This is a genomic window from Streptomyces sp. Edi2 (assembly GCF_040253635.1).
Classification (GTDB): Bacteria; Actinomycetota; Actinomycetes; order Streptomycetales; family Streptomycetaceae; genus Streptomyces.
Map to the genome: position 1 here is coordinate 8,872,287 of NZ_JBEJGX010000003.1, position 24,952 is coordinate 8,897,238.

General features: G+C 72.8%; 24 protein-coding genes. 17 read left to right on the forward strand and 7 right to left on the reverse strand.

Annotated features, from left to right (window positions below):
- Positions 1–372: 372 nt before the first annotated feature.
- Genes ABR737_RS42390 through ABR737_RS42400 form a run of 3 tightly spaced genes read left to right on the forward strand, consistent with a single transcriptional unit; the run spans position 373 to position 2,145 of the window.
- The gene (locus ABR737_RS42390; protein WP_350256465.1) at positions 373–1,050 is read left to right on the forward strand and encodes an AIM24 family protein; all 678 of its coding nucleotides are present in this window, start codon (positions 373–375) and stop codon (positions 1,048–1,050) included.
- Between the two features lie 52 nt (positions 1,051–1,102).
- Positions 1,103–1,831, forward strand: coding sequence for a ribonuclease H family protein (locus ABR737_RS42395; RefSeq protein WP_350256466.1), 729 nt, complete (start codon positions 1,103–1,105; stop codon positions 1,829–1,831).
- Positions 1,828–2,145 (forward strand): Rid family hydrolase, encoded by a 318-nt coding sequence (locus ABR737_RS42400; protein ID WP_350257135.1) that lies wholly within the window; start codon positions 1,828–1,830, stop codon positions 2,143–2,145. Before ABR737_RS42395 ends, ABR737_RS42400 begins: the two co-directional genes overlap by 4 nt.
- Before the next feature lie 63 nt (positions 2,146–2,208).
- Here ABR737_RS42400 and ABR737_RS42405 read toward each other — a convergent pair whose 3' ends face one another.
- Positions 2,209–4,518, reverse strand: a complete 2,310-nt coding sequence (locus tag ABR737_RS42405; RefSeq protein ID WP_350256467.1) for an FUSC family protein — start codon at positions 4,516–4,518, stop codon at positions 2,209–2,211.
- A 416-nt stretch (positions 4,519–4,934) separates the two neighbouring features.
- Between ABR737_RS42405 and ABR737_RS42410 the strand changes: the two genes are divergently transcribed.
- A complete protein-coding gene (locus ABR737_RS42410) occupies positions 4,935–5,474 on the forward strand; it encodes a DUF4232 domain-containing protein (RefSeq protein ID WP_350256468.1) in 540 nt (179 codons plus the stop codon).
- 67 nt (positions 5,475–5,541) lie between these two features.
- On the opposite strand, the gene ABR737_RS42415 is transcribed toward ABR737_RS42410, so the two are convergent.
- Positions 5,542–6,498, reverse strand: a complete 957-nt coding sequence (locus ABR737_RS42415; RefSeq protein WP_350256469.1) for an NAD-dependent epimerase/dehydratase family protein — start codon at positions 6,496–6,498, stop codon at positions 5,542–5,544.
- Positions 6,499–6,921: 423 nt separating this feature from the next.
- On the opposite strand from ABR737_RS42415, the gene ABR737_RS42420 reads away from it, so the two are divergent.
- The 8 genes from ABR737_RS42420 to ABR737_RS42455 all read left to right on the forward strand — a co-directional run bounded on the left by ABR737_RS42420 (position 6,922) and on the right by ABR737_RS42455 (position 14,927).
- Positions 6,922–7,737 (forward strand): thioesterase II family protein, encoded by an 816-nt coding sequence (locus ABR737_RS42420; protein ID WP_350256470.1) that lies wholly within the window; start codon positions 6,922–6,924, stop codon positions 7,735–7,737.
- A complete protein-coding gene (locus ABR737_RS42425) occupies positions 7,734–9,335 on the forward strand; it encodes an MFS transporter (protein ID WP_350256471.1) in 1,602 nt (533 codons plus the stop codon). Before ABR737_RS42420 ends, ABR737_RS42425 begins: the two co-directional genes overlap by 4 nt.
- A gap of 271 nt (positions 9,336–9,606) precedes the next feature.
- Entirely contained in the window at positions 9,607–9,870 is a 264-nt protein-coding gene (locus ABR737_RS42430; RefSeq protein WP_350256472.1) for an acyl carrier protein, read from the forward strand.
- Complete coding sequence (locus ABR737_RS42435; RefSeq protein WP_350256473.1) at positions 9,870–11,102, forward strand: beta-ketoacyl-[acyl-carrier-protein] synthase family protein; 1,233 nt, start codon at positions 9,870–9,872, stop codon at positions 11,100–11,102. The genes ABR737_RS42430 and ABR737_RS42435 overlap by 1 nt, the downstream gene beginning before the upstream one ends.
- Before the next feature lie 60 nt (positions 11,103–11,162).
- Positions 11,163–11,399, forward strand: coding sequence for a hypothetical protein (locus tag ABR737_RS42440; RefSeq protein ID WP_350256474.1), 237 nt, complete (start codon positions 11,163–11,165; stop codon positions 11,397–11,399).
- Positions 11,396–12,931 (forward strand): phytoene desaturase family protein, encoded by a 1,536-nt coding sequence (gene crtI, locus ABR737_RS42445; RefSeq protein ID WP_350256475.1) that lies wholly within the window; start codon positions 11,396–11,398, stop codon positions 12,929–12,931. Before ABR737_RS42440 ends, crtI begins: the two co-directional genes overlap by 4 nt.
- The gene (locus tag ABR737_RS42450) at positions 12,928–13,917 is read left to right on the forward strand and encodes a phytoene/squalene synthase family protein (RefSeq protein ID WP_350256476.1); all 990 of its coding nucleotides are present in this window, start codon (positions 12,928–12,930) and stop codon (positions 13,915–13,917) included. Before crtI ends, ABR737_RS42450 begins: the two co-directional genes overlap by 4 nt.
- Positions 13,914–14,927, forward strand: a complete 1,014-nt coding sequence (locus ABR737_RS42455) for a DUF5914 domain-containing protein (RefSeq protein ID WP_350256477.1) — start codon at positions 13,914–13,916, stop codon at positions 14,925–14,927. The genes ABR737_RS42450 and ABR737_RS42455 overlap by 4 nt, the downstream gene beginning before the upstream one ends.
- A 92-nt stretch (positions 14,928–15,019) precedes the next feature.
- Here the strand turns inward: ABR737_RS42455 and ABR737_RS42460 are convergent, their stop codons facing one another.
- Positions 15,020–16,576 (reverse strand): FAD-dependent oxidoreductase, encoded by a 1,557-nt coding sequence (locus tag ABR737_RS42460; protein WP_350257136.1) that lies wholly within the window; start codon positions 16,574–16,576, stop codon positions 15,020–15,022.
- A 102-nt stretch (positions 16,577–16,678) separates the two neighbouring features.
- Positions 16,679–17,869 (reverse strand): lycopene cyclase family protein, encoded by a 1,191-nt coding sequence (locus ABR737_RS42465; RefSeq protein ID WP_350256478.1) that lies wholly within the window; start codon positions 17,867–17,869, stop codon positions 16,679–16,681.
- A gap of 341 nt (positions 17,870–18,210) precedes the next feature.
- Between ABR737_RS42465 and sigK the strand changes: the two genes are divergently transcribed.
- From sigK to tgmB, 4 genes are all read left to right on the forward strand, one after another.
- Positions 18,211–18,798, forward strand: a complete 588-nt coding sequence (gene sigK / locus ABR737_RS42470) for an ECF RNA polymerase sigma factor SigK (RefSeq protein ID WP_350256479.1) — start codon at positions 18,211–18,213, stop codon at positions 18,796–18,798.
- Entirely contained in the window at positions 18,795–19,541 is a 747-nt protein-coding gene (locus ABR737_RS42475; RefSeq protein ID WP_350256480.1) for an anti-sigma factor, read from the forward strand. Before sigK ends, ABR737_RS42475 begins: the two co-directional genes overlap by 4 nt.
- 649 nt (positions 19,542–20,190) lie before the next feature.
- Complete coding sequence (tgmA, locus tag ABR737_RS42480) at positions 20,191–20,382, forward strand: putative ATP-grasp-modified RiPP (protein WP_030079154.1); 192 nt, start codon at positions 20,191–20,193, stop codon at positions 20,380–20,382.
- A gap of 6 nt (positions 20,383–20,388) precedes the next feature.
- Entirely contained in the window at positions 20,389–21,318 is a 930-nt protein-coding gene (tgmB, locus tag ABR737_RS42485; protein WP_350256481.1) for an ATP-grasp ribosomal peptide maturase, read from the forward strand.
- A 168-nt stretch (positions 21,319–21,486) separates the two neighbouring features.
- On the opposite strand, the gene ABR737_RS42490 is transcribed toward tgmB, so the two are convergent.
- The 3 genes from ABR737_RS42490 to ABR737_RS42500 form a co-directional block, all read right to left on the reverse strand.
- Positions 21,487–21,999, reverse strand: a complete 513-nt coding sequence (locus ABR737_RS42490; RefSeq protein WP_502964540.1) for a hypothetical protein — start codon at positions 21,997–21,999, stop codon at positions 21,487–21,489.
- Positions 22,000–22,204: 205 nt separating this feature from the next.
- Positions 22,205–23,482, reverse strand: a complete 1,278-nt coding sequence (locus tag ABR737_RS42495; RefSeq protein ID WP_502964541.1) for an acyl-CoA dehydrogenase family protein — start codon at positions 23,480–23,482, stop codon at positions 22,205–22,207.
- A 338-nt stretch (positions 23,483–23,820) separates the two neighbouring features.
- Positions 23,821–24,279 (reverse strand): RrF2 family transcriptional regulator, encoded by a 459-nt coding sequence (locus ABR737_RS42500; RefSeq protein WP_350256484.1) that lies wholly within the window; start codon positions 24,277–24,279, stop codon positions 23,821–23,823.
- Positions 24,280–24,448: 169 nt separating this feature from the next.
- Between ABR737_RS42500 and ABR737_RS42505 the strand changes: the two genes are divergently transcribed.
- The gene (locus ABR737_RS42505) at positions 24,449–24,940 is read left to right on the forward strand and encodes a (2Fe-2S)-binding protein (RefSeq protein ID WP_350257137.1); all 492 of its coding nucleotides are present in this window, start codon (positions 24,449–24,451) and stop codon (positions 24,938–24,940) included.
- Positions 24,941–24,952 lie beyond the last annotated feature (12 nt).

Consider the following 24,952-nt stretch of genomic DNA (forward strand, 5'->3'; position numbering starts at 1 on the left):
GCTGCGCTGCGGCGCACGATCCACCTTGGCTGTTCCGGCAGGTGATTCCATCACCCGTGACCCGGCAGCTTCGAACAACCCCATGGCCCCCCACTTGGTCGTCCCCTCATTCCGGCGCGGCTGGAGCCCCCCGGCCACACAACCGCCTCCGTGTCGGACGTGACGCTAGAGCACGGTGCGCCCGACTGCTGTGGTTTACCTATTTTGAGTGTTCTTGTGTCCGATTGTTTACAAGCCAACGGTCGCGTGATCCGGTTTCAGCCGTTGTTCCGTGGCCCGGACCGGGCAGGCGGACCGGGCAGGTGGCACCGCTCGCCGCCGGCGCAGGACGTTCCGGTGTGTGCCGCCCGCACCCCGCTTAGCATGCAGGCCATGAACAGCGACCTTTTCTCTGCCGAGAACATGGCCACACCCGCCACCGCGCCCGGCATGATCCAGCAGAACGCCAAGTCCATCAAGTACACCCTGGACGGCGAGTGTTATGCGCGGCAGGGCTCGATGATCGCCTACCGCGGTGATCTGCAATTCGAGAAGCAGGGGCAGGGCGTCGGCAAGTTCCTCAAGCGCGCGGTCACCGGCGAGGGGCTGGCACTGATGGCCGTACGGGGCCGCGGCGAGGTGTGGTTCGCGCACGAGGCCGCCAACTGCTTCGTCATCGACCTCGCCCCCGGTGACGGCATCACCGTCAACGGCCGCAATGTGCTGTGCTTCGACCCGTCCCTCTCCTACGAGATCAAGGTCGTCAAGGGCGCCGGGATGGTCGGCGGCGGGCTCTTCAACTCCGTCTTCAGCGGGCAGGGCAAACTGGCGGTGATGTGCGAGGGCAACCCTCTCGTCATACCCGTGTCCCCGCAGTCCCCGGTCTTCGTCGACACCGACGCCGTGGTCGGCTGGAGCAGCAGCCTGCAGACCACACTGCACCGCTCGCAGAGCCTCGGCTCGATGCTCCGCGGCGGCTCCGGCGAGGCGGTCCAACTCCGTCTCGACGGCGAGGGCTTCGTGATCGTACGGCCCAGTGAACTCCGCCCGGAGAAGGCGGCAGGCAACTGACCGGCACCGGGCAGCGGCGGAGGCGACTTCGCCGGGTGCGTCACCGGCTGGCATGATCGCGCCCATGGCTGAACGCGTGATCGCCGCCTGTGACGGCGCGTCGAAAGGAAACCCCGGGCCCGCGGGCTGGGCCTGGGTCATCGCCGACGGTGAGGGAACCGTCGTGCGGTGGGAGGCCGGGCCGCTGGGCACCGCAACGAACAATGTCGCCGAGCTCACGGCCCTGGAACGCCTGCTGGCCGCCACCGAGCCGGCCGTTCCCCTGGAGGTCCGGATGGACTCCCAGTACGCCATGAAGGCCGTCACCACCTGGCTGCCCGGCTGGAAACGCAAGGGCTGGAAGACCGCCGCGGGCAAGCCCGTCGCCAACCAGGAACTCGTGATGCGCATCGACGCGCTGCTCACGGACCGCTCCGTGGAGTTCCGGTATGTGCCGGCGCACCAAGTGGACGGCGATCCGCTTAACGACTTCGCCGACCGGGCCGCCAGCCAGGCAGCGATCGTCCAGGAGGCCGCCGGCAGCGAACTCGGCTCTCCGCAGCCACCGCCGGCCTCCCAGCCCGCCCGGCCCGCCGGCCCGCGCCGGGGCGGCTCCGGTACGGCGGCAAAGACGGCGTCCTCGCCCAAGCGGCGAACGGGGAACGCGACGCGGACCCTCAATGCCAAGTTCCCCGGCCGCTGCCGCTGCGGACGCTCCTACGCGGCAGGCGAGCCCATCACCAAGAACCCGGACGGCTGGGGGCACCCCGCCTGCCGCGCGGGAGCCGGCAGCGCCGACTGAAGTTACCCGGCCGACGCCTCCCGGAGGTACCGGCACGGGCCGGAGGCCCAGGCGATGTCCATCTCCGGACAGCACGGTGCCTGGACATCGCCGAGCGGGCGTTGCAGGTGGCCGGGGCGTCGGTCGGGGATGTGGTGCGGACACGCATCATGCTGACTGACGTGTCGCAGTGGGAAGAGGCCGCACGGGCCCACGGCGAGCGTTTTGCCTCCGTCCGGCCTGCCTGCACATTCGTGGAGGTTTCCCGGTTCATCGATCCTGATCGGCTCGTCGAGGTGGAAGTCGACGCGGTGATCGACGGGGGACCGAGCTGAGCGGCTGGGTCTGCGCTGCAGCTCGGTCCCACCGATGCGAGGACGGGGGCCCGGCAGTCCGGGTCACCCACGAGCCGCTGCGGCATCGGCTGCGCCGCTTGCCTGGTGTCCTGAGCCGGGATTGCCTCCCTTGGGGCTCGCCACCGGTACGTCGAGCGGGCGGGCGATGCCCACCACTCCCTCGTCGAGGCGCTGGAGATGGCGCAGCACACGGAAGGTGACCGTGCCCGATCGCAGTGCTTCGGAACCGGCGGCATCCAGCATCGCCGCGATGCTGACGCCGGATTCCACCTCGCCTTCGGTGCTCTCCTCCAGCACGCGGGCGACGATGAGATCGATGTTCTGCGCGATCCGGCGGCCTGCCCGCTCCAGGCGCGGGTCGGCCGCGATCGTCTTGCTGTACGGCACGAGTTCCGCCGTCGCCGCCAGGGAACGGGCGTGGTAGGCGGCGGTCTCCAGCAGCGCGACGAGGTACCGGGCGGTCCGACGCCGCACGCGCAGCGGGGTGATCGGATGGGTCAGGGGCTGGGTGGAGGCACGGAGATCGTCCAGCGCCGTGTCCAGATCGCGGGCCTTGCCCAGCAGGTCGACGGCCGGCCCGCCGCTGAGCTGTTCCACCGCGGCGGAGACGACATCCCGCAGCCGGACCAGCACCGTGCCCAGCTGCTCGTCCGTACGGCGGTCCGTGTGCACCGGCAGCACCACTACGGCGGCGATGATCCCGCACGCGGCGCCCAGCGCCGTCTCCTCGATGCGCAGCACCAGCACGGTCAGGCTGTAGGTGTTGAGCAGGGTGTAGAGCAGCCCGAGCATCGCGGTGACGAAGAACGACATCAGCGCATACGACAGCGGTGCGGTGAAGTACATCCCGAAGATGCAGAGCAGCACGAGGGCGAACGCGGGCCAGGTGTGGTCGCCGACCAGCCCGGCAAGCGCGACACCGGCGACCACCCCGAGGACCGTGCCCAGCAGCCGGCGGTAGCCCTTGACCAGGATCTCGCCCGTGGACGCGGTGTTGAGGAAGACGACCCAGCAGGTCAGCACCGCCCAGTACCAGCGCTGGCTGGACAGGAACTCACCGCCGATGATGGCCAGCGTCGAGCCCACCGCGACCTGGCACGCGGCACGGGTGGTGGGCCTCCGGAGCCCGGTCCGGTCCTCCTCCGCCTCTTCGGCCTCCTCGGCACCGACGATCGCAAGGTCCTCGGCGTCGAACTCCTCACGTGAGCGCGTGGTGGCCGGGGAGTCGTCCGACTCGTCCTGCGGCCCGTCGAGTGCCAGCCGCAGACCCAGCACGGCCCGAGCGGTCTCACCGACCCCGCGGAAGACGTCCTGGACGACGGACGAGGCGCGCGGCAGGTTGTCCTCGTCGCGGTAGCCGAGCAGCCTGTTGCGCACATGGGCGAGCGCGGTGCCGCGGTCGTCGGGCGCACGCCGGGCGACCAGCAGGAGCAGAGAGTTCAGATCCCGGCGCAGGGTGACGGTCGACGCGTCCTCGGCCGGGGTACGGGTCGCCGTGGCCGGCACGGGGGCGTGCGGCAGATGCATGGTGAGGGTGTCCGCCCGCTCGGCGCTGCGGGCGTTGAGTATCAGCATGCCCAGCCGTTCGGCGGCGATCTCGGCATCCGCGACGCGGCGTTGCACCAGTCCCGCCGCGGCGGCGCTCTGTGTGCCCTCCTCCAGGAGGCCCTGGATCATCAAGGCCGCTTCGTGCAGCCGGGCGGTGTGCCGCCGCAGGTCGTCGAGGACCTTGTCCAGTTCGTCGGGGCCGGCGTCCAGCAGTTCCATCTGGGTGGCCAGCAGCTGGGCGAGCCGCGCCCGGAAGGCCTCGCGCAGCCGGTTCAGGGTGCGCTGGGGCGTCTCCGGGACGACGGCGAACCGTACGACCGCGCTGCACGCGAAGGCGATGCCCAGGGTCAGATACAGCTCGGGGAGGGTGGGGACGGTGGCGTGGACGAACAGCGAGACGAAGTAGACCTGAAAGCCGATCAGGCCGAGCGCGGTGCCGCGGTCGCCGAACCGCCGGGAGTAGACGGCACCGAAGATCAGGAGGACGAAGAACACGTCACCGGCGATGACCAGGGAGTGCAGCAGCGCCGCCAGCGACATGGCGGCCAGCGCGACGGGCAGGCCCAGCGCCAGCGTGATCGCCTGGCCGCGTACCTCCTTCTCCCTGATCGCGAAGGTGGCGACCATGGCCGCCATGGCGCCCGCGACCATCAGCGTGACGCCGGTGCCGAGCAGGGCGAGGACGACGAGGGTGAGCACGATCGCCCCGACCGTCCGCAACCCCGCCTTCAGCCGCAGCAGTCCTGGGTCGGATGCCGCGAAGCGGTCCCAGGTTCTCGTCCCAGCCCGCCGTATCGCTGCCATCACGGTGCCGTACACTCCCACTTCTTGCCATGATCAGGGGTGCTCCAGCATCGCACGCCTGATCGGAACGCCTGAATCCGCATCGTGTCCGGGCATCATCTGCGTCGCAGCCGTGTGGCACGTGCGGGTTCTCGTACCCCGCGAACCCCCTGCGGCCACACGAACTCTCCCGGCCTCGCGCACGCCTCCGCTTCCCGGACCGCTCCCTGGTTTTCCGGGTGTTAGCCAGGCGTTAGCCGATCACCAGTGGCGGCACCCAGGGTGGGTCACGAACGAACCACCACCCACCGGCCGGTCCCGCGGCCGGCTCTCCCGTGCGAGTCACCGCGGGGGCGGGGGAGGGCCGTGCGGGCCGCACGGCGGGTGGGACACACCGAGGTTTCTCCGGGCTCCGGAGAAAAGGGAGTTGATGACTGATGATCATCCGTGGTCTGCGTACCACCGCCACCGTCACCGCCGCTGTTGCCCTTGCCGTGGGAGCGGGCGCCGGCATGGCTTCCGCGGCCGGTGCGGCAGGATCCGGCGCGGCCGGCTCGTGCGGGCCGGGGACGCTGAAGGTCACGACCACCAGCGCGGGTTCGAGCCAGGTCGGAATGAATCACGAGGGCACCTACCTCAAGGTCACCAACACCGGCACGAGCACGTGCGCGATAAGCGGATACCCGGGTCTGGCGCTGGAGGGCGCCGGTCACACGGCCCTGAAGACCACCCCGCACCACGGCGACACCTACTTCGCCAAGGACCCGGGTGCACACGGGGTCACCCTGAAGCCGGGCAAGAGCGCCTTCGCCGACCTGGTCTGGACGCACGCCGGCCCCTCCTCCGCCCAGGCCAAGTACCTGCAGGTGTCCCCGACGGGCAGCAATTCGCACAGCGTCGTGGCGTTCGACAAGGCCGTCGACGGCGGGGAGCTGTCCGTGACGGCGTGGTCGGCGACGCCGCCCAGCGCTTCCTGACCCGCTTCAGGCAGCCCGGAGGCCCGGCGCACCGTGCGTCGGGCCTTTGGCATGCCGCGTCCCGGTCTCAGCTCCGGGCGCCGGCCGGCAGCGCGCGGTACCAGTCGACGGTGGCGTCGAGGGTGGCGGCCAGCGGTATCGGGTGGACGCCGAAGGTCCGGGTGAAGGCCGCGGAGTCCATGATCTGCGGCTCGGTGTGCTGGTAGAACATCTCCGCGTACTCGTCCATGAACGCCGCGTCGAACGGCCCGAAGGGGCGCGGCTCGGGAAGGACGACTCGCTGCAGCGGGCGGCAGACCCGCTCCTCGATCATCGAGTGGATCTCGCGGGTGGTGGCGGCAGGCGCGGTGGGCAGATGCCAGACCCTGCCGTCGCCTTCCGGGTGCTCGCCGAGGGTGGCGAGGCCGCTCGCCACATCGCGGATGTCCGTGTAGCTGTGCGGCAGGTCGATGTCGCCCATGCCCAGGACCTCCCCTCCGGTCAGCGCGCCGGGGAAGACCGCCCCGCCGAGCGTGGAGTTGAGCACGCCGGGGCCGACGAAGTCCGCCGACCGGCCGAGGACGACCCGGGCGCGGCCCGCTCGGTGCGCGTCGAGATAGCGCGCGTCCAGCTCGGCCCGCATCCGCCCCTTGCGGCTGGTCGCCCGCCACGGAGTGTCCTCCGTCATCACCTCGCCGCGCGTCGGGCCGTACGGGTACAGCGTGTCCAGGACGACCAGGCGGGCACCCGTGCTCTCGACGGCGGCCAGCACCGCGCGCTGGACCTGCGGCATCACCTCGATCTGGCGGTGATAGTCGACGTTCACACAGTGGTACACCACGGCGGCGCCCTCGACGGCGGCCAGCGCCCCCTCCGGCGTGCTCACATCGGCGGCGTACCGCTCGATGCCCTCGGCACTGCTCTCCGGCGCCGAGCGGCTGACCAGCCGTACGGCGTGGCCGCGGCGGACGAGTTCGCCGGCGAGCGCGGTACCGGCGGGCCCGGCGCCCAGCACTGCATGGAGGGAAAGTTCTGCAGCAGACATGGCGATTGATTCCTTCTCTACGGGCCGGTGGCTGGCGGCCGGTGGTCGACGTTGCGCTCTGCTCTCTCACTTCTGTTAGAGACTATAACTCTCGTGATGAGGCATCGCAATGGGAGGGGTCGGTGGCTGTGCCAGGGGCCGACCCGCGGGGCGGACGCCCGCGGCGGCATCGGTGGCTGCCGCCGTTGGTGTCAGAGGGCGGCGGCGCCGTGCGTGGTGTGTGGAGTGCGGGGGCGGGGGAGTGCAGGGTCGGCGTGGGCATCAGTCGTGTGCCCGGCCGGAGGGCTCCCGGGGCCGCCGGCCGGTCGGCCGTGGGCGCCGGGACGGCCCGGCGCCCACGGCGGAACGCCGCCCCGTTCGGGGCGCTTTGCGCGGCAAGGGCGGAGCCCGGACCAGTGGAGCGCGAGGCGAAGGGCGTATGTCATGGGTGTCGGTTTCACGGAAGAGTCGACGCCGGTGACGGTCGCGGCCTCGGCGGTGCCGCAGCGCGTGGTGCTCGACGCCCGGCCGCAGGCGGCGCTGCGGCTGTACGGGGTGCCGCCGGCCGGGGCCGGTCCGGACTGCTATCTGCGGTGGGTGCCGTTGCTGCCGTCCTGGATCGAGCCGTGTTCCGTGGCGCTGCCCGGCCGGGGAGCCCGCTCCGCCGAACCGTCGCTGACCGACCCCGCGTATCTCAGCGCCCGCCTGGCCGCGGTGCTGGACGACTGGGCCGACCCCCGCCCGTTCGCGGTCTTCGGACACAGCGCGGGCGCGCTGCTGGCCTACGAGGCGAGCCGGCATCTGCGGCGCACCCACGGCCGCCTGCCCGCACTGCTGGCGGTGTCCTCGCTGTCGGCGCCGCATATCGATGCCTACAGCGCCGGGCTGCCGCCGCGCCTGACGGCCGGCCTGGAGGGCATCCGCGAACTCGTCGGCCCCATCCCCGAGCAACTGCTCGCCGACGCCCGTCTGATGGCCGCCGCCTGCACCCCGCTGCTGGCCGACTGCCTGCTGCTCCTGCACTACCGGCACCGCCCCGAGCCGCCGCTCGATCTGCCGCTGGCTCTCTACGGTGGCGAGCAGGACCTCGTCACCCCCGTGCAGGAACTCCAGGCCTGGAACGACCTGGTCACCACACCCGCAAGCCCCCGGCTCTTCCCCGGCGGGCACACCTACCCGCAGACCGGGACGAAGGCGCTGGTGGACCACCTCACCGGGGCGCTCGGCGCCGTCATCAACCGCCCCGTGGCGACGGCATGACGGCCGCTGCGCCGGCCGGACCCGCGCGGCGCATGGGAGCGGCCGCCGTGGTGTGCCTCGGCCTGTTCATGCTCGGCCTGGACCTGACGGTCCTCAATGTCGCCGTCCCCGACCTGCAGGGCGACCTGGACACCTCCACCGCGCAGGTGCAGTGGATCGTGGACGGCTACGCCCTGGTGCTGGGCGGAACGGTGCTGGCCGCGGGGGCTTTCACCGATGCCTGGGGCCGGCGGCGTTCCTTCGTCTGCGGAGTGGCGGTCTGCGGGGGCGCCTCGCTCGGCGGCGCACTGGCCGGCCACCCGTGGCAGGTGATCGCCGCGCGCTGCTGCATGGGTGCCGGGGCGGCCCTGCTGATGCCGGCGACTCTGGCGGTCCTGCACCAGCTGTTCCCCGAAGCCCGCCTGCGCAGCCGGGCGATCGCCGTATGGGCCGCGGTCGGCGGTATGGGCGGCCTGTGCGGTCCGGTCATCGGCGGCTGGCTGGTGGAACACTCCTCCTGGCGCGCCGCCTTCTGGATCAACCTGCCGCCGGCCGCCGTCATCATCGCCCTGGCGCTCGTGCTGGTCCCCGAGTCCCGGGCGCGGCGGCATGCCGGCTTCGATGTGCCCGGCGCCGCACTGTCGGCCGCGGGGCTGCTGGCCCTGGTGTGGTCCATCACCGAGAGCCCGCACCGCGGCTGGACCAGCCCGGCCGCACTCACCGGATTCACCGTGGCCGCACTGCTGCTGGCCGCCTTCGTCGGCAGGCAACTGCGCACGCCCGCCCCCATGCTCCCGCTGTACCTGCTGCGGGTGCCGGGCATCGGAGTGGCCGCCGCGGCCCTCGCCCTGATGTCCTTCGCCATGTTCGGGGCGCTGTTCGTCCTGACCCTCTACCTCCAGGGCGTGCTCGGCTTCAGCCCCTGGCAGGCCGGTGTACGGACGCTGCCGCTGCCGGCCGGGCTCGCGCTCGGCGCGGTGTGCGCGGTGCCCGTACGGGCCCGGCTGGGCGGCAGGATCCCCGTCGTCGGCGGCCTGATGCTGGTGACGGCGGGCTTCGCCGTCCTGGCGACCACCACGCCCGACTCCGGCTACCCGCACTGCGCGGCGTTCCAGCTGATCGCGGGCGTCGGCGCCGGACTGGTGGCGGCAGCGGCCACCGAATCGGTGATGGGCTCGGTCGCCACCGAACGGGCCGGGCTCGGCTCGGCCATCAACGACGCCACCCGCCAGGTCGGCTCCGCCCTCGGGGTGGCCGTCCAAGGCTCCCTGCTCGCGGCCGTCTTCACCTCCCGGCTCAGCACCTCCCTCACCGATCTGCACGCCCCCGCACTCGTGACGGAAGCGGCCGAGCACAGCATGCTGTCCGTCCCCGTACAGGCGATGCGCCTTCCCGGGCCGCTGCGCGACGGTGTGCTGGCCGCCGCGCGCCAGGCCTTCACGGACGCGATGACGCTCACCGCCGTCGTCGCCGGAGCCGTCACGCTGCTCACCGCTGCCGCGGCCGCACGCTGGCTCGGCCGGCCGCCCGGTGCGCACGAGGCCCGCCTCCCCGGTGACGGCCGTGTCGCAGCGCCGGCCGCGGCCGGGCCCGGGGACCAGCCGCAACCGGCCCGATAGAGCGATAAGTCACTCGTTCGGAGGTGCCTTCAAGCCCGTTGCCCGAGCACCGGGTCGGAGAAGGTAGGGAGCGCGAGACCGCCTCCGCACACCGGCCTCCGGTGTGCCTTCCGCCGCCCGCCTGGAGCCGCGATGACCAGCCCCGCCCGCACCGGCACGTTCCGGGGCGCCCCGGGCCGCTGCTGAACGGACGCGCGGTGCCGGTCCGCACCGGACGGCACCGCGCCCGTGGCCTTCGCCGGCACCCCCTCACCCACCGAAGGAGTCACCCGTGTCCACCCGTACCGAGCTGATCACCAGCACCCTCACCGAAACCTTCGATCTCGACCCGGCCCAGGTCACCCCCGAGTGCACCTTCGAGGATCTGGGGCTGGACTCGCTCGCGCTGGTCGAGATGGGGCTGATGCTGCAGGAACGGACCGGGATCTCGCTGGAGGACGTTCCCCTGCGGACGACCATCGAGGAGCTGGCGGCCCTCATGGATGCCCGGGACCCCGACACGGCTCTGACCGCGGCGCCGAACAGCGGGGTCTGATGCCCGGTCAGTGCCGGGATGCCGCCGTCACCGGCCTCGGCGTCATCAGCCCCGCCGGCATCGGCGCCCGGGCCACCTGGGACGGCCTGCTCACCGGCCGGTCCACCGCCGCACGGGACGTGGAACTCGCGGGTCTGCCGGTGGACATTTCCTGCCGGGTGCCGGACTTCGACACCGCCGCCATGGTCGGCCGCAAATCCGCCTGGCGGCTGGACCGGTTCGTCGCCATGACCCTCCTGGCCGCCCGGCACGCCGTCGCCGACGCCGGTCTCGGCAGCCCGGCCGGCTGGGACGCCGCACGTGTCGGGGTGGTCATGGGGACGGGCACGGGCAGCATGGAACGCTATCCCGTCGAGTTCGCCAAGCTCGCGGCCGGCCGTCCCCTAGACATCTCTCCGCTCGCCATCACCCGCAGCGTGCCCAACATGGCAGCCGCCGAAATCGCCCTCGACCTGGCGGTCACCGGGCCCAACTTCGCCGTCTCCACCGCCTGCGCCTCCGGCAGCAGCGCCCTGGGCATCGCCCGTGATCTGCTGCGCGCCGGGACCTGTGACATCGTCCTGGCCGGCGGGGCGGAATCCGCGTGCCACGCCATCCCCGCGGCCTGTTTCCACCGCATGGGAGCCCTCTCCCGGCGGACGGAGGACCCCGCGCGCGCCTGCCGCCCCTTCGACGCCCGACGCGACGGCTTCGTCCTCGCCGAAGGCGCGGCCGTCCTGGTACTGGAGCGCCCGGCCCACGCGCAGTCCCGCGGTGCCCGCCCGCGCGCACATCTGGCCGGCTACGGGGCGAGCTGCGACGCCTACCACTACGCCGCCCCCGAACCGGACGGCCGGGGCGCCGTGGCGGCCCTCACCGCGGCGCTGGCGGACGCCGGCGCGGCCCCCGGGGACATCGACCACATCAACGCGCACGGCACCGGCACCCGGCGCAACGACCTGGCCGAGGCCAAGGCGCTGCGCAGCGTCTTCCCTGAGCCTCCCGCCGTCACCTCCCTCAAGGGCGCGCTCGGACACGCCATCGGCGCGGCCGGCGCCATCGAAGCGGCCGTCACCGTCATGAGCCTGCAACGGGACACCATCCCTCCCACCGCCAACCACGAAGACACCGACCTCGACATCGACCTGGACATCGTGGCCAAAACCCCCCGCACCACGGCCCAGTCCGCCGCCGCCAGCCTCTCCATGGGCTTCGGCGGACAGAACGCCGCACTGGTCTTCCGGTCCGCCTGACGGGCACGTGGGGCGGACGACGGCCCACAGAACGGCGCGGAACGGCCCATGGAACGGCCCATGGAACTGCCCGCGGAACTGCCCGCGGAACTGCCCGCGGAACGGGCCACGGAACGGGCCACGGTGCGCGCCGGGCCTCCCTCCGACCTGACGAGAGGAACCACGATGCGCCCTCGTACCGGGGCACCGGCACACCCCGCCGTGCGCGGCGCCGAGTTGCGCGCGGCCGGCCCGCCGCCCACCGGCCGTCCGCCGGGGAAGGTGCCCGCGCACCCGGCCGAAGGGTGCGCTGCATGAGAACCGTCAAGGGCCCCACCGACCACGTCGTGGTGGTCGGTGCCGGCCTCTCCGGACTGTCCGCCACGCTGCATCTGCTCGGCGCAGGACGGCGGGTGACGGTCGTCGAGCGCGAGGCGCTGCCCGGCGGCCGGGCCGGCCGGATCGAGCGCCACGGCTACCGCATCGACACCGGGCCGACCGTGCTGACCATGCCCGACCTCATCGACGAGGCGTTCGCCGCGGTCGGCGAACGCCTCACCGACCGGATGGAACTGCGGGCCCTGCACCCGGCGTACCGCGCCCGGTTCGCCGACGGCAGCGAGCTGGACGTGCACACGGACCCGCAGGCCATGGAGGCGGAGGTCGAACGGTTCGCCGGCCCCGCGGCGGCCCACGGCTACCGGCGGCTGCGGCACTGGCTCCAGCAGCTGTACGCCCTCCAGCGGCACCGTTTCATCGACGCCAACTTCGACTCACCGCTGCAGCTGCTGCACCCGGACCTGGTCCGCCTCGCCGCGCTCGGCGGCTTCGGCCGACTCGACGACCGTATCGGCCGCTTCCTGCCGGACCCGCGGCTGCGCCGGGTCTTCTCCTTCCAGGCGCTGTATGCCGGTGTGCCGCCCGCACGCGCCCTGGCCGCCTACGCCGTCATCGCCTACATGGACACGGTCGCCGGCGTGTACTTCCCCCGCGGCGGGATGCACGCCCTGCCCCGGGCCATGGCCGACGCGGCCGCCGACGCCGGCGCCGCCTTCCGCTACGGCCACCCGGTCACCCGGCTGGAACGCCGCGGTGACCGGATCACGGCCGTGGTGACCGCGCACGAGCGCATCCCCTGCGACGCGGTGGTCCTCACCCCCGACCTCCCGGTCGTCCACCGGCTGCTCGGCCGCAGCCCCCGCCGCCCGCTCCGCCTCCGTCACGCGCCCTCCGCGGTGGTCCTGCACGCCGGCACCGACCGGACCTGGCCGCGGCTGGCGCACCACACGCTCTCCTTCGGCGCCGCGTGGGAGCAGACCTTCGACGAACTCACCCGCACCGGGCGGCTGATGAGCGATCCCTCGCTGCTCGTCACCCGCCCCACCGCCACCGACCCCGGGCTCGCCCCGCCAGGACGCCACCTGCACTACATCCTGGCGCCCTGCCCCAACACCGAGACCGGCCCCGGCGCCGGGGACTGGCACGACCTGGCCCCCCGGTACCGCGACAGCCTGCTCGCCGTACTGGAGCGCCGGGGACTCACCGGCATCGGTGCCGCCACCGAGGTGCACCACCTGGTCACCCCCGCCGACTGGGCCGCGCAGGGGCTCGCCGCCGGAACACCGTTCTCCGCCGCCCACACCCTGGCGCAGACCGGCCCCTTCCGTCCCCGCAACCTCGTACGCGGCACCGAGAACGCCGTGCTGGCGGGCTGCGGCACCACCCCGGGCGTCGGCGTCCCCACCGTCCTGATCTCCGGCAAGCTCGCCGCCGCCCGGATCACCGGTCCGCGGCCCGCCCGTTCCCCCGCAGGCACCGCCCGCCCCGCCCCGAGAGGCATCCCGGCATGACCACTCGCGAGCTGGACGCCGCAGGCATCACCGACCCCCTCCTGCGCGACGCCTACGCCCACTGCCGCCGGCTCAACGCCCGGCACGGCAAGACCTACTTCCTCGCCACCCGGCTGCTGCCCGTGGAGCGGCGTCCGGCCGTCCACGCCCTGTACGGCTTCGCCCGCCGGGCCGACGACCTGGTCGACGACCCCGGACCCGGCCGCTCCACCGCCGACTGCGCACGAGCGCTCGATGCCCTTCAGCGCTGTCTGGAAGAGGGCCTGCGCGGGGGAGAGACCACCGAACCGGTGGTGCGCGCGCTGGCGCACACCGCGGCCGTGTACGGCATCGACCACCGGCACTTCACGGACTTCATGGCGTCGATGCGCAGCGATCTGACCGTGACGGACTATCCGACGTACGACGACCTGCGGCGCTATGTGCACGGCTCGGCAGCGGTGATGGGCCTGGAGATGCTGCCGGTGCTCGGCACCGTCGTGCCGCAGGAGGAGGCCGCACCGTACGCCGCCGCCCTGGGCGTCGCCTTCCAGCTCACCAACTTCCTGCGCGACGTCGGCGAAGACCTCGACCGGGGCCGGATCTATCTGCCCGCGGATCTGCTGGCGGCACACGGCGTCGACCGGGCACTGCTGCGGTGGAGCAGGGACACCGGCCACCGCGACCCGCGGATCACCGCGGCCATGGCGGCGGCCGCCGACCTCACCCACGGCGTCTACCGCGAGGCGGAGCCCGGCCTCGCCCTGCTCGACCCGGTGTCGCGCCCGTGTATCCGTACCGCGTTCGTCCTCTACCGCGCCATCCTCGATGCCGTGCGCGACGACGGGTACGCCGTGCTGCACCGCCGCTCGGTGGTCTCCCGCAGCCGCCGCGTGGCCACCGCGTGCGGCGGTCTGGCCAGGGTTGCGGCCGCCCGTATCGCCGCCCGCCGCCCCGCCGTGCGACGTGACGGGGTGTCACCCCGCCCGCAGGAGGAGACCTCATGACCCGACAGACCCGCCGGCCTCCGCGGCTTCCGCTCCGGCTCCGGCCGAGGCCCGTGCCGTGGGAAGCGCAGCGTCCGACCTGGCGCGACGCACAGCCCGCGCGCCTCGCCGACGCCGTCAAGGCCGCCCTCGCCCGCCCGTCCGGCAATTGGTTCGTCCTCGGCGCGGCCGGCGACATCGGCGTCCACCGGGCCTTCGGCCGCACCGTCGCCGGTGTCGAGGTCGTCGCCTGGCGTGACGCGGCCGGCCGGCTGATGGCCGGGCCAGGGGCCTGTCCGCACCTCGGTGCGCCGCTGGACCAGAGCCCCGTGCACTGCGGCATCCTCCGCTGCCGTTGGCACGGACTCGCCCTGGACGGCGCCCCGTTCGCGGGCTGGGAGCCGTTCCCCGCGTACGACGACGGGCTGCTGGCCTGGGTACGCCTCGACGAGGCCGGCGGTGAGCTGCCGCTGCCCGAGCCGGTCCTGCCCGCACGGCCGGGGACGGCGGGTGCCGTCACCGCGGTGCACACCGTCACCGGACGGTGCGATCCGGAGGACGTGGTCGCCAACCGTCTCGACCCGTGGCACGGCGCCTGGTTCCACCCCTACTCCTTCGTCGACCTCACCGTGGCCGGCACCCCCTCGGACAGCGGCGGGGAGGGGACGGAGGGCATCGCCGTCGAGGTCTCCTTCAAGGTCGCCGGGCGTGCCGTGGTGCCGGTCACCGCCCTCTTCACCGCCCCCGAGCCGCGCACCGTGGTGATGCAGATTGTGGCCGGCGAGGGCCGGGACTCCGTGGTGGAGACCCACGCCACCCCGCTGGGTCCGGACGACCGGGGGCACCCGCGCACCGCGGTCACCGAGGCGATCGTCGCCACGTCCCGGCGCCCCGGATTCGCCCTCGCGCGCGCGGCCGCGCCCGCCCTGCGCCCGCTGCTGCGCGCCGGTTCGCGACGGCTGTGGCGGGACGATCTGGCCTACGCCGAGCGCCGCTGGCAACTGCGCAGCAGCGGACGCTTGCCGGGCTGACGCCGGCCGGCGGCTTCCCAGGCCCCGCCTCCCCGACGGGCCGGGAGCACCCCCCGGTCACCGCCCCGCCCGGCGGACCGGGAGCCCCCCGGTCACCGCCCCGCCCACCGCGCCGCCCACCGCAGCGCCGCGGAGCGCCCCCTGTCCGGCACGGTCCACAGGGTCTGGCCGCGCACACCCCAGCGCCCCAGCAGCGCATTGGCCGCGAGGAACCCGGTCGTCGCCGCGCGTTCCATCAGCGCCACCGGGTACGGGGTGCGCACCGCATCGCCCGCGACCACCACCAGGGGGTCGGGCGTGTGCACGGTCGGCCGGTCGCCGTAGCCGCCCACCGGGAACAGCGGGCAGTCCGCGCGCCACTCGTCCCGCCGGTCGACGATCCGGACACCGCGGGTCTCCGGGTAGACGGTGTGCAACTGCTCCACCAGGCGCCGCTGTTCGGCGGCCCGGTCGGCCCCCGGGGCGACGGCGTAGGCATGCAGTTCGAGCACCGAGCCGCCGGTGCGGGCCGACCAGCGGGCCGCCTCCCCCTCCCAGCGCTCCAGCACACTGACGTTGTCCAGCGAGCCGTAGCCGCTGGTGCCCAGGAAACCGGGCCGGTCGGCGCGCACCCGCCGCTCCAGCCACAGCCGTGACACCAGGAAGGGCGGCGCGGTCCGCAGCCGCCCGATCCGCGCCCGCCATGCGGTATCCCCCAACCCGTTCGAAGCGGCGACGAGTTGACGCAGCCCGCCGGGGTCCGGCGCCAGCACCACCGCGTCGAACCGGTGCGCCTCGCCCCGCGCGACGACCCGCACCCCGCCGCCCGCCGCCGGCTCGACCCGGGTCACCGCCGTGTCCGTGCGCAGCCGCACCCCGTGCCCCGTCAGATACCGGCCGAGGGGGTGCCACAACGCCTGCGGGAAGGGCTCGGCGGGCACGTCGAAGAGCAGCCCCTCGCTGGAGCCCAGAAAGTAGATGTGGAACATCAGGACCAGTTCCGCGGCGGACAGTTCCCGCGGGTCCGCGAAGAAACTCCGGGAGAACACCTCGAACGCGAGATGACGCGCGGCCTCGGGGAAGCGGATGCGGGAGAGGAAGTCCTGCGCGCTGATGCCGTCCAGCCGCTCGTAGACCTGCGGCACCCGTACGTCGAGCAGCGGCAGGGCCGCACCCGGACGCATCCGCGCCAGATCCCGCCAGGTGAAGGTGGGACTGAGCGCCACAAAACCCAGTGCGCTCCACGGCGGTGTCCGGGGCACCCGCGCAAAACTGTCCCGCAGGCCCGCACGGTGGCGCAGCGGGTAGTCGGGCAGCCGTCTGAGCAGGTCCAGCCCCGGGTCGGCCCGGCGCAGCAGCCCCCGCAGGTTGTAGTACTGCGGGAAGAAGGCATGGAATCCCCGGCTCATGGTCGCAGCCGAGCCGTCGGCGAGCCGCACGGGCCGGCCCGCCAGCCGGCCGCCCAGGTCCGCTTCGCGTTCGTACAGCGTCACCGGCACCCCGCGCTCGGTCAGCGCGGTCGCGGCGGCGAGACCCGCGATCCCGCCGCCGACCACCGCCACACCGGGGCCGCCGGGCGCGGCCCGCGCCCGTCCCGGCGGCCCCGGCACCCGTTGCGCCCGGCGGTCGCGTCCGTGCCGCGCGGCCCCGCCCCGCGCAGGTCCGCAGATCACGCTCTCTCCCGCAGGGCGCACCCCGTGGACGGTTCGCCCTCGTGCGGCAGTGTCATGGCGGGCTCTCCTCCGGTTGTCGGGAACGTGCGACGGGCTGGTTCACCGCACCGTGGCCCGACGGGACAGCAGCGGAAGTTCGGCGGCGGTGCGGAGCATGGGCAGCACCGGGGAGCGCAGGCCGATGGCGACGTCCTCCCAGAGGCGGGAGCGTCCGTCGAGAAACCGCAGCAGCCGCTCCATCGGCACCGTACGGAACAGCCCCGTGAAGAACTCGGCGCCGTCCACCCGGCCGCGGTCCAGTGCACGCAGCAGCACGGCGTCCATCGCCCGGTGCCAGGCCGAGTGCGCCGGCGGGGGGAGCGGAGGCCGGCCCGCCAGGAGGGCGGCCGCGATGTGCGCGGACTGCCGTTGCACGGCGGCGAAGGTGTATCCGGTCGACGCACGGGTGGCGCCGCCCGCGGTGCCGATGCGGAACACCGAGCGGCCCGCCCGCCGCGGAAACCGGCCGTCGGTCATCGGGATCGCGCCCTGCTCGACGGCGGTCACCCGGAACCCGTCCAGCCGCAGCACCTGCGCGGTGTACCGGAGCAACGCCCGCTCGTAGGCGGCGGTGTGGAGGATCCGGCGGGAGAACTCCGTGTACTCCACCAGCGCGGTGTGCTCGCTCAGCGGCAGGACATACCCGAAGGACAGGCCGTGAGCGGGCTGCGGGGTGCGGAAGTCCATCAGATCCGCGGTCGCGGGATCGAACACCGGCCGCGCGGTGCGGACGAACCAGCCCCGGAAGTGCTGCTGGAGAGTGGTGCGGGCCGGCGGGAGCCGGACGCCGGGCCGGGAGTCGAAGGCCCAGCGCGCCCGGTAGACCACCGGCCGTCCGGCCTCGTCGCGCCCCCGTACCTCCGCGCCACCGGCGGAGTCCCGTACGGACTCCACCGTCGCGGTGGCCCGCGCGACGCCGCTCCGGCCGGCGAGGCGGGCGCCGACGAAGGCCTCGAAGTCGCGCGAGCGCAGCATCTTGTAGCGGAAGGGGGCGGGCCGTCCTTCCGTCGCCGCCCCGTCGGGACCGTGCACGCGAAGCCGCTCCCACGACGCGGTCAGCGCGGAGTCGAAGGCGCCGCCCGGCGCTTCCCAATAGCACCAGGTCCGTTCCTGCGGGGTGCGCGGCCCGTGCGGGGCGTCGATGAGCAGCACCCTTGGCTGCCGGTTGCCCGCCGCCGGTGCGCACAGCCGGTAGGCGAGCGACAGCCCGGCCGCTCCCGCGCCGACGATGACGGCATCCGCGTCCCGCACGCCCGGTCCTCCCTGTGCCTCGATGAGCCCGGCCCGTCGGTGATCCTTCCGCAGCAAGGGGCCGGGAGGCGGTGTCCGACGCGCGGGCAACCGGTGGGCCGGCCGACGCCGCCGCCTCCTGGCGGTTTTGACTACCGGTCAGGAGCAGGAGCAGGAGCAGGAGCAGGCGCGCAGGCGCGCAGGCGCGCAGGCGCGCAGGACCGCGCGGTGACGGGCCGGCGCCATGGCGGGCGGGCCTGCCCGCGGCGCCCACCACGGCGTAGGCCAGAATCCTTTCCGACCAATCCGGGTGCCGCCCGGCGCCGAATCACCGGTGACCCTGTCACCGTCCGGAGGTGTCCATGCCCGTCGCAGCCCGCGGCGACCGATCCTCAGCGCCGCATTCCGGTGCCCTGGAAGCACTGCTCGACCGCGTCTCCCGCGGTGACCAGCAAGCGTTCGAGAGTCTCTACACAGCAGTGGCCGGTTCCGTTCTGGGTCTGGTGCGCCGGGTGGTGCGGGACCCCGCCCAGTCCGAGGAGGTGGCACAGGAGGTGCTGATCGAGGTGTGGCGGTCCGCGGCCCGTTACGACGCGCGACAGGGCAGCGCCATGGCCTGGATCATGACCTTGACCCACCGGCGCGCGGTGGACCGGGTCCGCTCGTCCCAGGCCGCGGCCGACCGCGACCACCGGGCCGGGGTGCACGCCTACACCGCGGCCTTCGACGAGGTCAGCGAGCAGGTCGAACGGCGGCTGGAGCGTGAGCAGGTGCGCCGCTGCCTGGGGCAGCTCACCGAACTCCAACGGGAGTCGGTGACTCTCGCCTACTACCGCGGGTACACCTACCGGGAGACCGCCGACCTGCTGGGTACGGCGCTGGGCACGGTCAAGACACGGCTGCGCGACGGACTGATCCGGCTCCGCGACTGCCTGGGGGTGTCGGCATGAACACCGTCGATCTGCACACGCTCACCGGTGCCTATGCCCTGGGCGCGCTCTCCGGACGGGAGGCGGCGGAGTTCACCCGCCACCTCGCCCAGTGCGAGGCCTGCGCCCGGGAAGTGCGGGAGTTGCAGGAGACCGCGGCCCGGCTCGCCCTGGCGGTCGCCGAGGTGCCCCCGGCGGATCTCCGGATGCGGGTGATGGCGGCCCTGCCCGAGGTCCGGCAGCTTCCTCCCGTACAGCGCGAGGCCACGGTGGTCCCGCTGCGCCGTCGCGCGCGCCGCCGCCTGCCCTACCTCGCGGCCGTCGCCTGCCTGGCCATTGCCGCGGTCGCCGGCGCACTGGCCGTCAACGCCCGCTACGACGCCGACCGGCAGCGGGACCTCACCGCCCGCGCCGAGGCGCAGGCGGCCGAGGTCAGCGCCCTGATGACCGCTCCGGACGCCACCTTCCACACCACGGCCTTCAAGGGCGGGGGCAGCGGGACCGTGGTGGCCTCCAAGCGGATGGGACGGACCGCCTTCCTGTACCACGGCCTGCCGGCACTGCCGGATCAGCGGGTGTATGAACTCTGGTACAGCCGCAACGGCACGATGGTGCCCGCCGGACTCGTCGAGCCCGGCCGCTCCTCGGGCACCCTGCTGCTGACCGGCGGACCGCAGGGCGCGGACGGAGTCGGCGTCACGGCCGAACCCCCGGGCGGCTCCAGCAGTCCCACCAGCCCGCCGCTGGGGCTCCTGCGGGTATGACGGCTGTGGCGGGTATGAGCTGAAGGACGCGACGGGTGACCGGCGGCCGACCGGCTGCCGGTGTCACCCGTCGATGTGCGGGCCCCTCGGCAGCCATGCCGTGCGGGGCCACACCATGCCCCGCGGCGCCCGTGAGGGGCGCCGGCTGACTGTGAAGCTCGTCACTGCCCACCTGGCCGGCGGGCCGTTGCCGGTACCGGCCGACGAGCGCACGTCGTCCGGATAGCGGCCCATATCCCGCACACCAGCCCCGCCCGCCACACCTTTCTGCGCACGTCCCGTCGGTCGCGCGCGCGGCGGGCGCGCAGCGAGAGGTGCGCACGACCCGGCGCGCGTTTCTGCCCCGCCCCTGATCGCCGTGCCGGGGGCCTGCCGCGTGCTCAAGTCCCGTGCGGGGAAGTCTTCTTGAGGGTGGGCAAGCGGTGTGCGCTCTTCCCTGAACGGGCCGTCAGGGCGTGCCTCGACGGCGGTACTTGGCATGTCCGGCGAGTACGTGATCGTCGCATTTGAGTCAAGAGAATCGCCGAAAACGAGCAAATGAAGCAACTTAGTGGCCAGATTGTCGCGTCTTCCGTGCAGAGTCATCAAACGGGGCCTTCAAGTGTGCCCCGCGCCAAGGGCTCGGAAACCGGGCTTCGAAGGAGAAGGTATGCGACCGTTTGCGTTGAGCTACGCCCGTCCGGCGGTGAAATCGCCGACGACCACCCCCTACAGCTATGACGCCACACGGCAACTCAACGTCCTCCCGGACGGGCGCCCGGCCACCTGTAGCCGGGCGGTGCTGCTGGCCACGGGCACCACTGCCTCCACCGCCGGTTCCAAGACCCACTTCGACGACTGAGCGCCCATGACCGTCCTGGTCCTCACCTGCGAGGAAGACTTGACGGCGGATATCGTGGTGTCCACGCTGCAGGACCTCGGTGTCCCGCTCGTCCGCCTCGACCCCGCCGACCTGCCCGGAAGGGTCGCCCTGTCGGCCGAGTACTCCGGGGACGACTTCCACGGATATCTCAAAGCGGGCACACGCATGGTGAGCCTCAGCAGCCTGCGTTCGGTATGGGTTCGCCGCCCCGGCACCCCCGGGGCACGCGCCCCGGAACAGTCCGCCTGGATCACGGCGGAATCCGAGCAGGCGCTCTACGGCATGCTCTCCTGCACCCCGGCGCGCTGGATGAACCACCCCGTCGCGTCCATGCAGGCACGTAACAAGCCCTGGCAGCTCCATGTCGCCCATCGCAGCGGTTTCCTCGTGCCCCCCACGTTGGTCACCACATTTCCGGCGGTCGCCCGGCAGTTCGCCGCGGCCCATCAGGACCTCGTGGTGAAATCGGTCAGCGGAAAGCACCCCGGTGACCCGCCACTCGTCCTGCCCACCACGCGCATCAGCCCGGACGCGGACTTCAGCGGGGTCGCGGCCGGCCCCACCCTGCTCCAGCAGCACATCCACAAGGAGGCCGATATCCGGCTGACCTGCGTCGGCGAGCAGCTGTTCGCCGCCCGCAAGAAAGCCGACCCCGACGAAGTGGACAGCCGTTTCAGCCAGCACGGCACCTGGGAGCCTGCCGAGGTGCCGGACTCCGTCCAGCAGGCGGTGAGCACCTATATGTCCACCGCCCAACTTGCCTATGGTGCCTTTGACTTCGCCGAAGACCCGGACGGGACATGGTGGTTCCTCGAATGTAACCAGGGCGGCCAGTTCGGCTTCGTCCAGTTGGAGACCGATCAGCCCATTGCCCAGGCCATCGCCGCCTGGCTGGCCGTGGAGCCCGTCACCTGATTCCTCGGGGGCGGACGGCCGCGGGAGCACGGTGCCGCGCGGGCGGGGGCGGGGGCGGGGTGGGGGGCGAGGCCGTGTCGCTGCCCCTTGCCTCTTGCCCCTCGCTTTCGCGGCACCGTCGCACCGGCAGTCCGGGGCCGGCGCGCCCCGGGCGGCCACCGCCGCCCCCTACTTGCTCAAGACGTTCGCCACCACGATGAACAGCCCGATCAGCACATCCACGCCACCGACCCTGAAGGACCCCGCCCAGCCCCGGCCCGCCACCCGGGCCGCCCACACCCCCCAGCCGAACAGCGCCACCATATTGAAGCCCAGGGCGACGTCGATCGCGCTCGCCTCGCCCCACCACTTCGCCTGGGCGCCGAGCAGCACCGCGATCGTCGGCACCATGGCGGCCACCAGCGGCCATTCGGTCAGCATGGAACGTACCGCGCTGGCGGTGACCTGAGTGTCGTCGTCCGTCCGGTGCGCGATGGAGTGGGCGTAGCCGTGCGCGGCGGCCGACGCCACCGCCGACAGGGCCACCCACAACGCGTCGTACCCGGGATCCGCCGGGGTGCCTTCATGGCCCAGCGCCGCCGCCAGCGCGCTGGCCAGCACCGAGCCGTAGACCCCGCCGAACAGCAACCGCTGCAGGGGCTCCCCCCGTCTGGCGGGCGGCAGGGGATCGTTACGCAGCACGGACACGGCGCCACCTCACAGGACCGACGGGGCTGCCCCACTCGGGGATGCCCCTACGAGATGTAGCAGCCCCCGGCACGGTCCGTCCGAAGCTACGCCGACCACTCCGGGCGAATTCCCCCCGTGGCGCGGCGGTGTGGCCCCGCGGTGTGGCCCCGAGGTGTCGCACGGAACCCCGGACTCCGCCCGGCCTGCGGCTGCGTCGTCAGGGGCGCAAGGTCAAGGCGGGATGCGTACCGTTCAGATAGTGGTCGCCGATGTCGCGCAGACTGCGGGTGGGGGAGGCCTGTGCCGTCAGCAGACGTGCATTGCGCCAGAACCTGTCGAATCCCAGGGCCCCGGCCGGGGAGTCGGCGCCCTGGGTGAGTTCCAGGACACGGGTGGTGATGTCCATCGCCGATCTGCTGGTGACGGCCTCGGCCGCGGCGACGAGGAGGGCGATGTCCGCGCGCTCGTCCACACCGAGTTCCTGCCCCGCGAGAAGACCCCGGGCCAGCGCCTCGGTCGCCGATTCGACCACCGCCGCGGCGGTGCGGGCGGCGGCCACCAACTCCCCGTAGGCGAGCAGCAAGTAGGGGTCCGTACCCGTCCGGTCCGGGTACGCATCCGGGTACGCACCGTTGTCCGGACCCGTAGCAGGGCGGCTGCGCGACGCGGCCCGGTCGATGTCCCGTGCCTCGGCAAGTGCTCCTTCGGCGGTCCCCAGGCTGACGTGGACCAGGGCGAGCCGGAGCGCCAGCGGGGCGAGCGTGGCGAAGGGGGAGACGGCGTGCTCATCGCGGGGGACGGCGCCGAGCACCTGATCGGCGGGGACGGGGACACCGTCGAAATCGAGGCGCCCGGCGCCCGCGAGACGCTGGCCGAGACGGTCGTGCTCGCTATCGGCAGCCACCCCCGGGTCGGCCGGATCGACGCAGACGATCAGTGACTCACCGCTCTCGGCGCACACCGCGCCGAGCATCAGCCGGTCGGCGACCTGGACGCCCGCGGCGAGCGTCTTGCACCCGTGGAGGACGTACCCGCCGCCGGCCGGGGTGAGCGTCAGGTCGGTGCCCGCCGCGGGCTCCAGATCTGGGATATCGGTACTGCCGCCCCAGAGCCACTGCTCCGCCGCCGACCTGAGTTCGAGCCCGTCGGCCCTTTCCGGGGTGCTGAAGAACCGTGCGCTCCACGACAACACATAGTGCCGGGCCAGCAGTTCACCGATGGAGCTGTCGGCCGCAGCGATCTCCCGGATGACCGCGCAGGCGGCACGCCAGTCGGTGCCGCACCGGTCCGGTCCGGGTGGCGTCAGCAGGCCGGGCAGACCCGCTTCGCGCAGCCGTGCGGCCTCGTCGAACGGAGGCTTGCCCGCCCGGTCGCGGCTGAGCGCGTCAACGGCGAGGTCATCCGCGATCTCCCGGGTGATGCGGAGCCGGATCTCTTCATCGGCAAGGGGGTGAGGGTCCGGGACGGCGGGGCGTGCAGCGGATTTCTTCGGCATGGCGCCGTTCACCGTCCCGTCGGGTGTCTTCGGCGCGGCCGGGGAGACCGGACCGCCGACCGGTGCATCGGTACGTACCGGTGTCCGCACGCCCATTTCTCCCACCCCTGGTTCCCTAGTTTTCCCACTGGATTGATAGGGAAGAGGATGCTTCCGGACTACGGGCGGATCAAGGGGTGTTCAAGGGGTGGACAGGCCGGTCTTGGCATCCGGATGCTCGCGTGGAGCCCCCGGGGGTTCCGGGGTAGGGGAGCGCTGAGGGCTCCCGGAACCCTGAGAGGCCCCGACATGCCTTGAGAAGCCCTGAAGAAGCCCTGAAGAAGCCCTGAGGGAGTCCTCTAAGGGTTGGACCAGGACGCCGGGTCCTCGGTCAGTGCGGATACCGGGGCCGGCAGCTCGGCCGAGGCGACATCGGCCAGAGAGACGCCGTCGAGGATCTGGCGGACGTTGGCCCGCAACGCGATCCACAGCGGCAGCAGGGACTCGGCGGGGCCCGTGTAGGACAACTCCGGTGGGCGGACTCCGCGTACGGACACCAGCGGGCCGTCCACAACGCGGATGACATCCGCGATGCTGATCGCCTCCGCGGGCTTGGCCAGCCGGTAGCCGCCGTTGCCGCCACGCCGGCTGTGGACGAGTCCGCCCCGGCGCATGTCGTTCAAGATGCCTTCGAGGAATTTATGCGGAATGTCCTGAGCCTGGGCGATGGCCTCGGCCTTGAGCGGCCCAGCGTCCCGGGCGGCGGCGAGTTGCAGCGCCGCCCGCACGGCATAGTCCGCTCTGGCTGAGATCCGCATGCTGCGCATTATCCCGTAAGGGGCCCGGCCCGGGACCTCCGGGTTCCTCACCCCCTTCGCCCGGTTGCGAGCCCGTACGACCGGACGGAGGCTCGACGTAGGCACCGACTCCGAGGTGAGTGTCGTGGCACACAAAGGCGCGTCAACGTCCGTCGCCGAGTCCTCGGCCATGGAAACGCGAGGGCCCGAGAGCGTGGGAATGACCCTGGTCGTCAACGGCGTCTCGTACGTCCTGGACCTGGAGCCCCGTGTCAGCCTGCTCGACGCGCTGCGTGAGCACATGGCTCTCACCGGTTCCAAAAAGGGCTGTGACCAGGGAACCTGCGGGGCGTGCACGGTCTGGGTCGACGGTCGCAGAGTGCTGGCCTGTCTGACGCTGGCCGTCACTTGCGAAGGCCGGGACGTGACGACCATCGAAGGCCTCGCCGAGAACGGGGAACTGCACCCGATGCAACGTGCCTTCCTCGAGCACGACGCCTTCCAGTGCGGGTACTGCACACCCGGGCAGATCATGTCGGCCGTCGCCTTGCTGGACGAAGGACATGCCGGGTCCGACAGCGAGATCGCCGAGTGGATGAGCGGCAACATCTGCCGCTGCGCGGCCTATCCCCACATCCGCTCCGCCATCCGCGAGGTGCACGGCCACAGGACAGGACAGTGATCAGCCAGGACG

Bases quoted from the DNA above. Each gene is read 5' to 3' on its own strand.
- ABR737_RS42390 (WP_350256465.1), top strand. From the start codon at position 373: ATGAACAGCGACCTTTTCTCTGCCGAGAACATGGCCACACCCGCCACC.
- ABR737_RS42395 (WP_350256466.1), top strand. From the start codon at position 1,103: ATGATCGCGCCCATGGCTGAACGCGTGATCGCCGCCTGTGACGGCGCG.
- ABR737_RS42405 (WP_350256467.1), bottom strand. From the start codon at position 4,518: ATGGCAGCGATACGGCGGGCTGGGACGAGAACCTGGGACCGCTTCGCG.
- ABR737_RS42410 (WP_350256468.1), top strand. From the start codon at position 4,935: ATGATCATCCGTGGTCTGCGTACCACCGCCACCGTCACCGCCGCTGTT.
- ABR737_RS42415 (WP_350256469.1), bottom strand. From the start codon at position 6,498: ATGTCTGCTGCAGAACTTTCCCTCCATGCAGTGCTGGGCGCCGGGCCC.
- ABR737_RS42420 (WP_350256470.1), top strand. From the start codon at position 6,922: ATGGGTGTCGGTTTCACGGAAGAGTCGACGCCGGTGACGGTCGCGGCC.
- ABR737_RS42425 (WP_350256471.1), top strand. From the start codon at position 7,734: ATGACGGCCGCTGCGCCGGCCGGACCCGCGCGGCGCATGGGAGCGGCC.
- ABR737_RS42435 (WP_350256473.1), top strand. From the start codon at position 9,870: ATGCCCGGTCAGTGCCGGGATGCCGCCGTCACCGGCCTCGGCGTCATC.
- ABR737_RS42440 (WP_350256474.1), top strand. From the start codon at position 11,163: ATGGAACTGCCCGCGGAACTGCCCGCGGAACTGCCCGCGGAACGGGCC.
- crtI (WP_350256475.1), top strand. From the start codon at position 11,396: ATGAGAACCGTCAAGGGCCCCACCGACCACGTCGTGGTGGTCGGTGCC.
- ABR737_RS42450 (WP_350256476.1), top strand. From the start codon at position 12,928: ATGACCACTCGCGAGCTGGACGCCGCAGGCATCACCGACCCCCTCCTG.
- ABR737_RS42455 (WP_350256477.1), top strand. From the start codon at position 13,914: ATGACCCGACAGACCCGCCGGCCTCCGCGGCTTCCGCTCCGGCTCCGG.
- sigK (WP_350256479.1), top strand. From the start codon at position 18,211: ATGCCCGTCGCAGCCCGCGGCGACCGATCCTCAGCGCCGCATTCCGGT.
- ABR737_RS42475 (WP_350256480.1), top strand. From the start codon at position 18,795: ATGAACACCGTCGATCTGCACACGCTCACCGGTGCCTATGCCCTGGGC.
- tgmA (WP_030079154.1), top strand. From the start codon at position 20,191: ATGCGACCGTTTGCGTTGAGCTACGCCCGTCCGGCGGTGAAATCGCCG.
- tgmB (WP_350256481.1), top strand. From the start codon at position 20,389: ATGACCGTCCTGGTCCTCACCTGCGAGGAAGACTTGACGGCGGATATC.
- ABR737_RS42495 (WP_502964541.1), bottom strand. From the start codon at position 23,482: ATGCCGAAGAAATCCGCTGCACGCCCCGCCGTCCCGGACCCTCACCCC.
- ABR737_RS42500 (WP_350256484.1), bottom strand. From the start codon at position 24,279: ATGCGGATCTCAGCCAGAGCGGACTATGCCGTGCGGGCGGCGCTGCAA.
- ABR737_RS42505 (WP_350257137.1), top strand. From the start codon at position 24,449: ATGGAAACGCGAGGGCCCGAGAGCGTGGGAATGACCCTGGTCGTCAAC.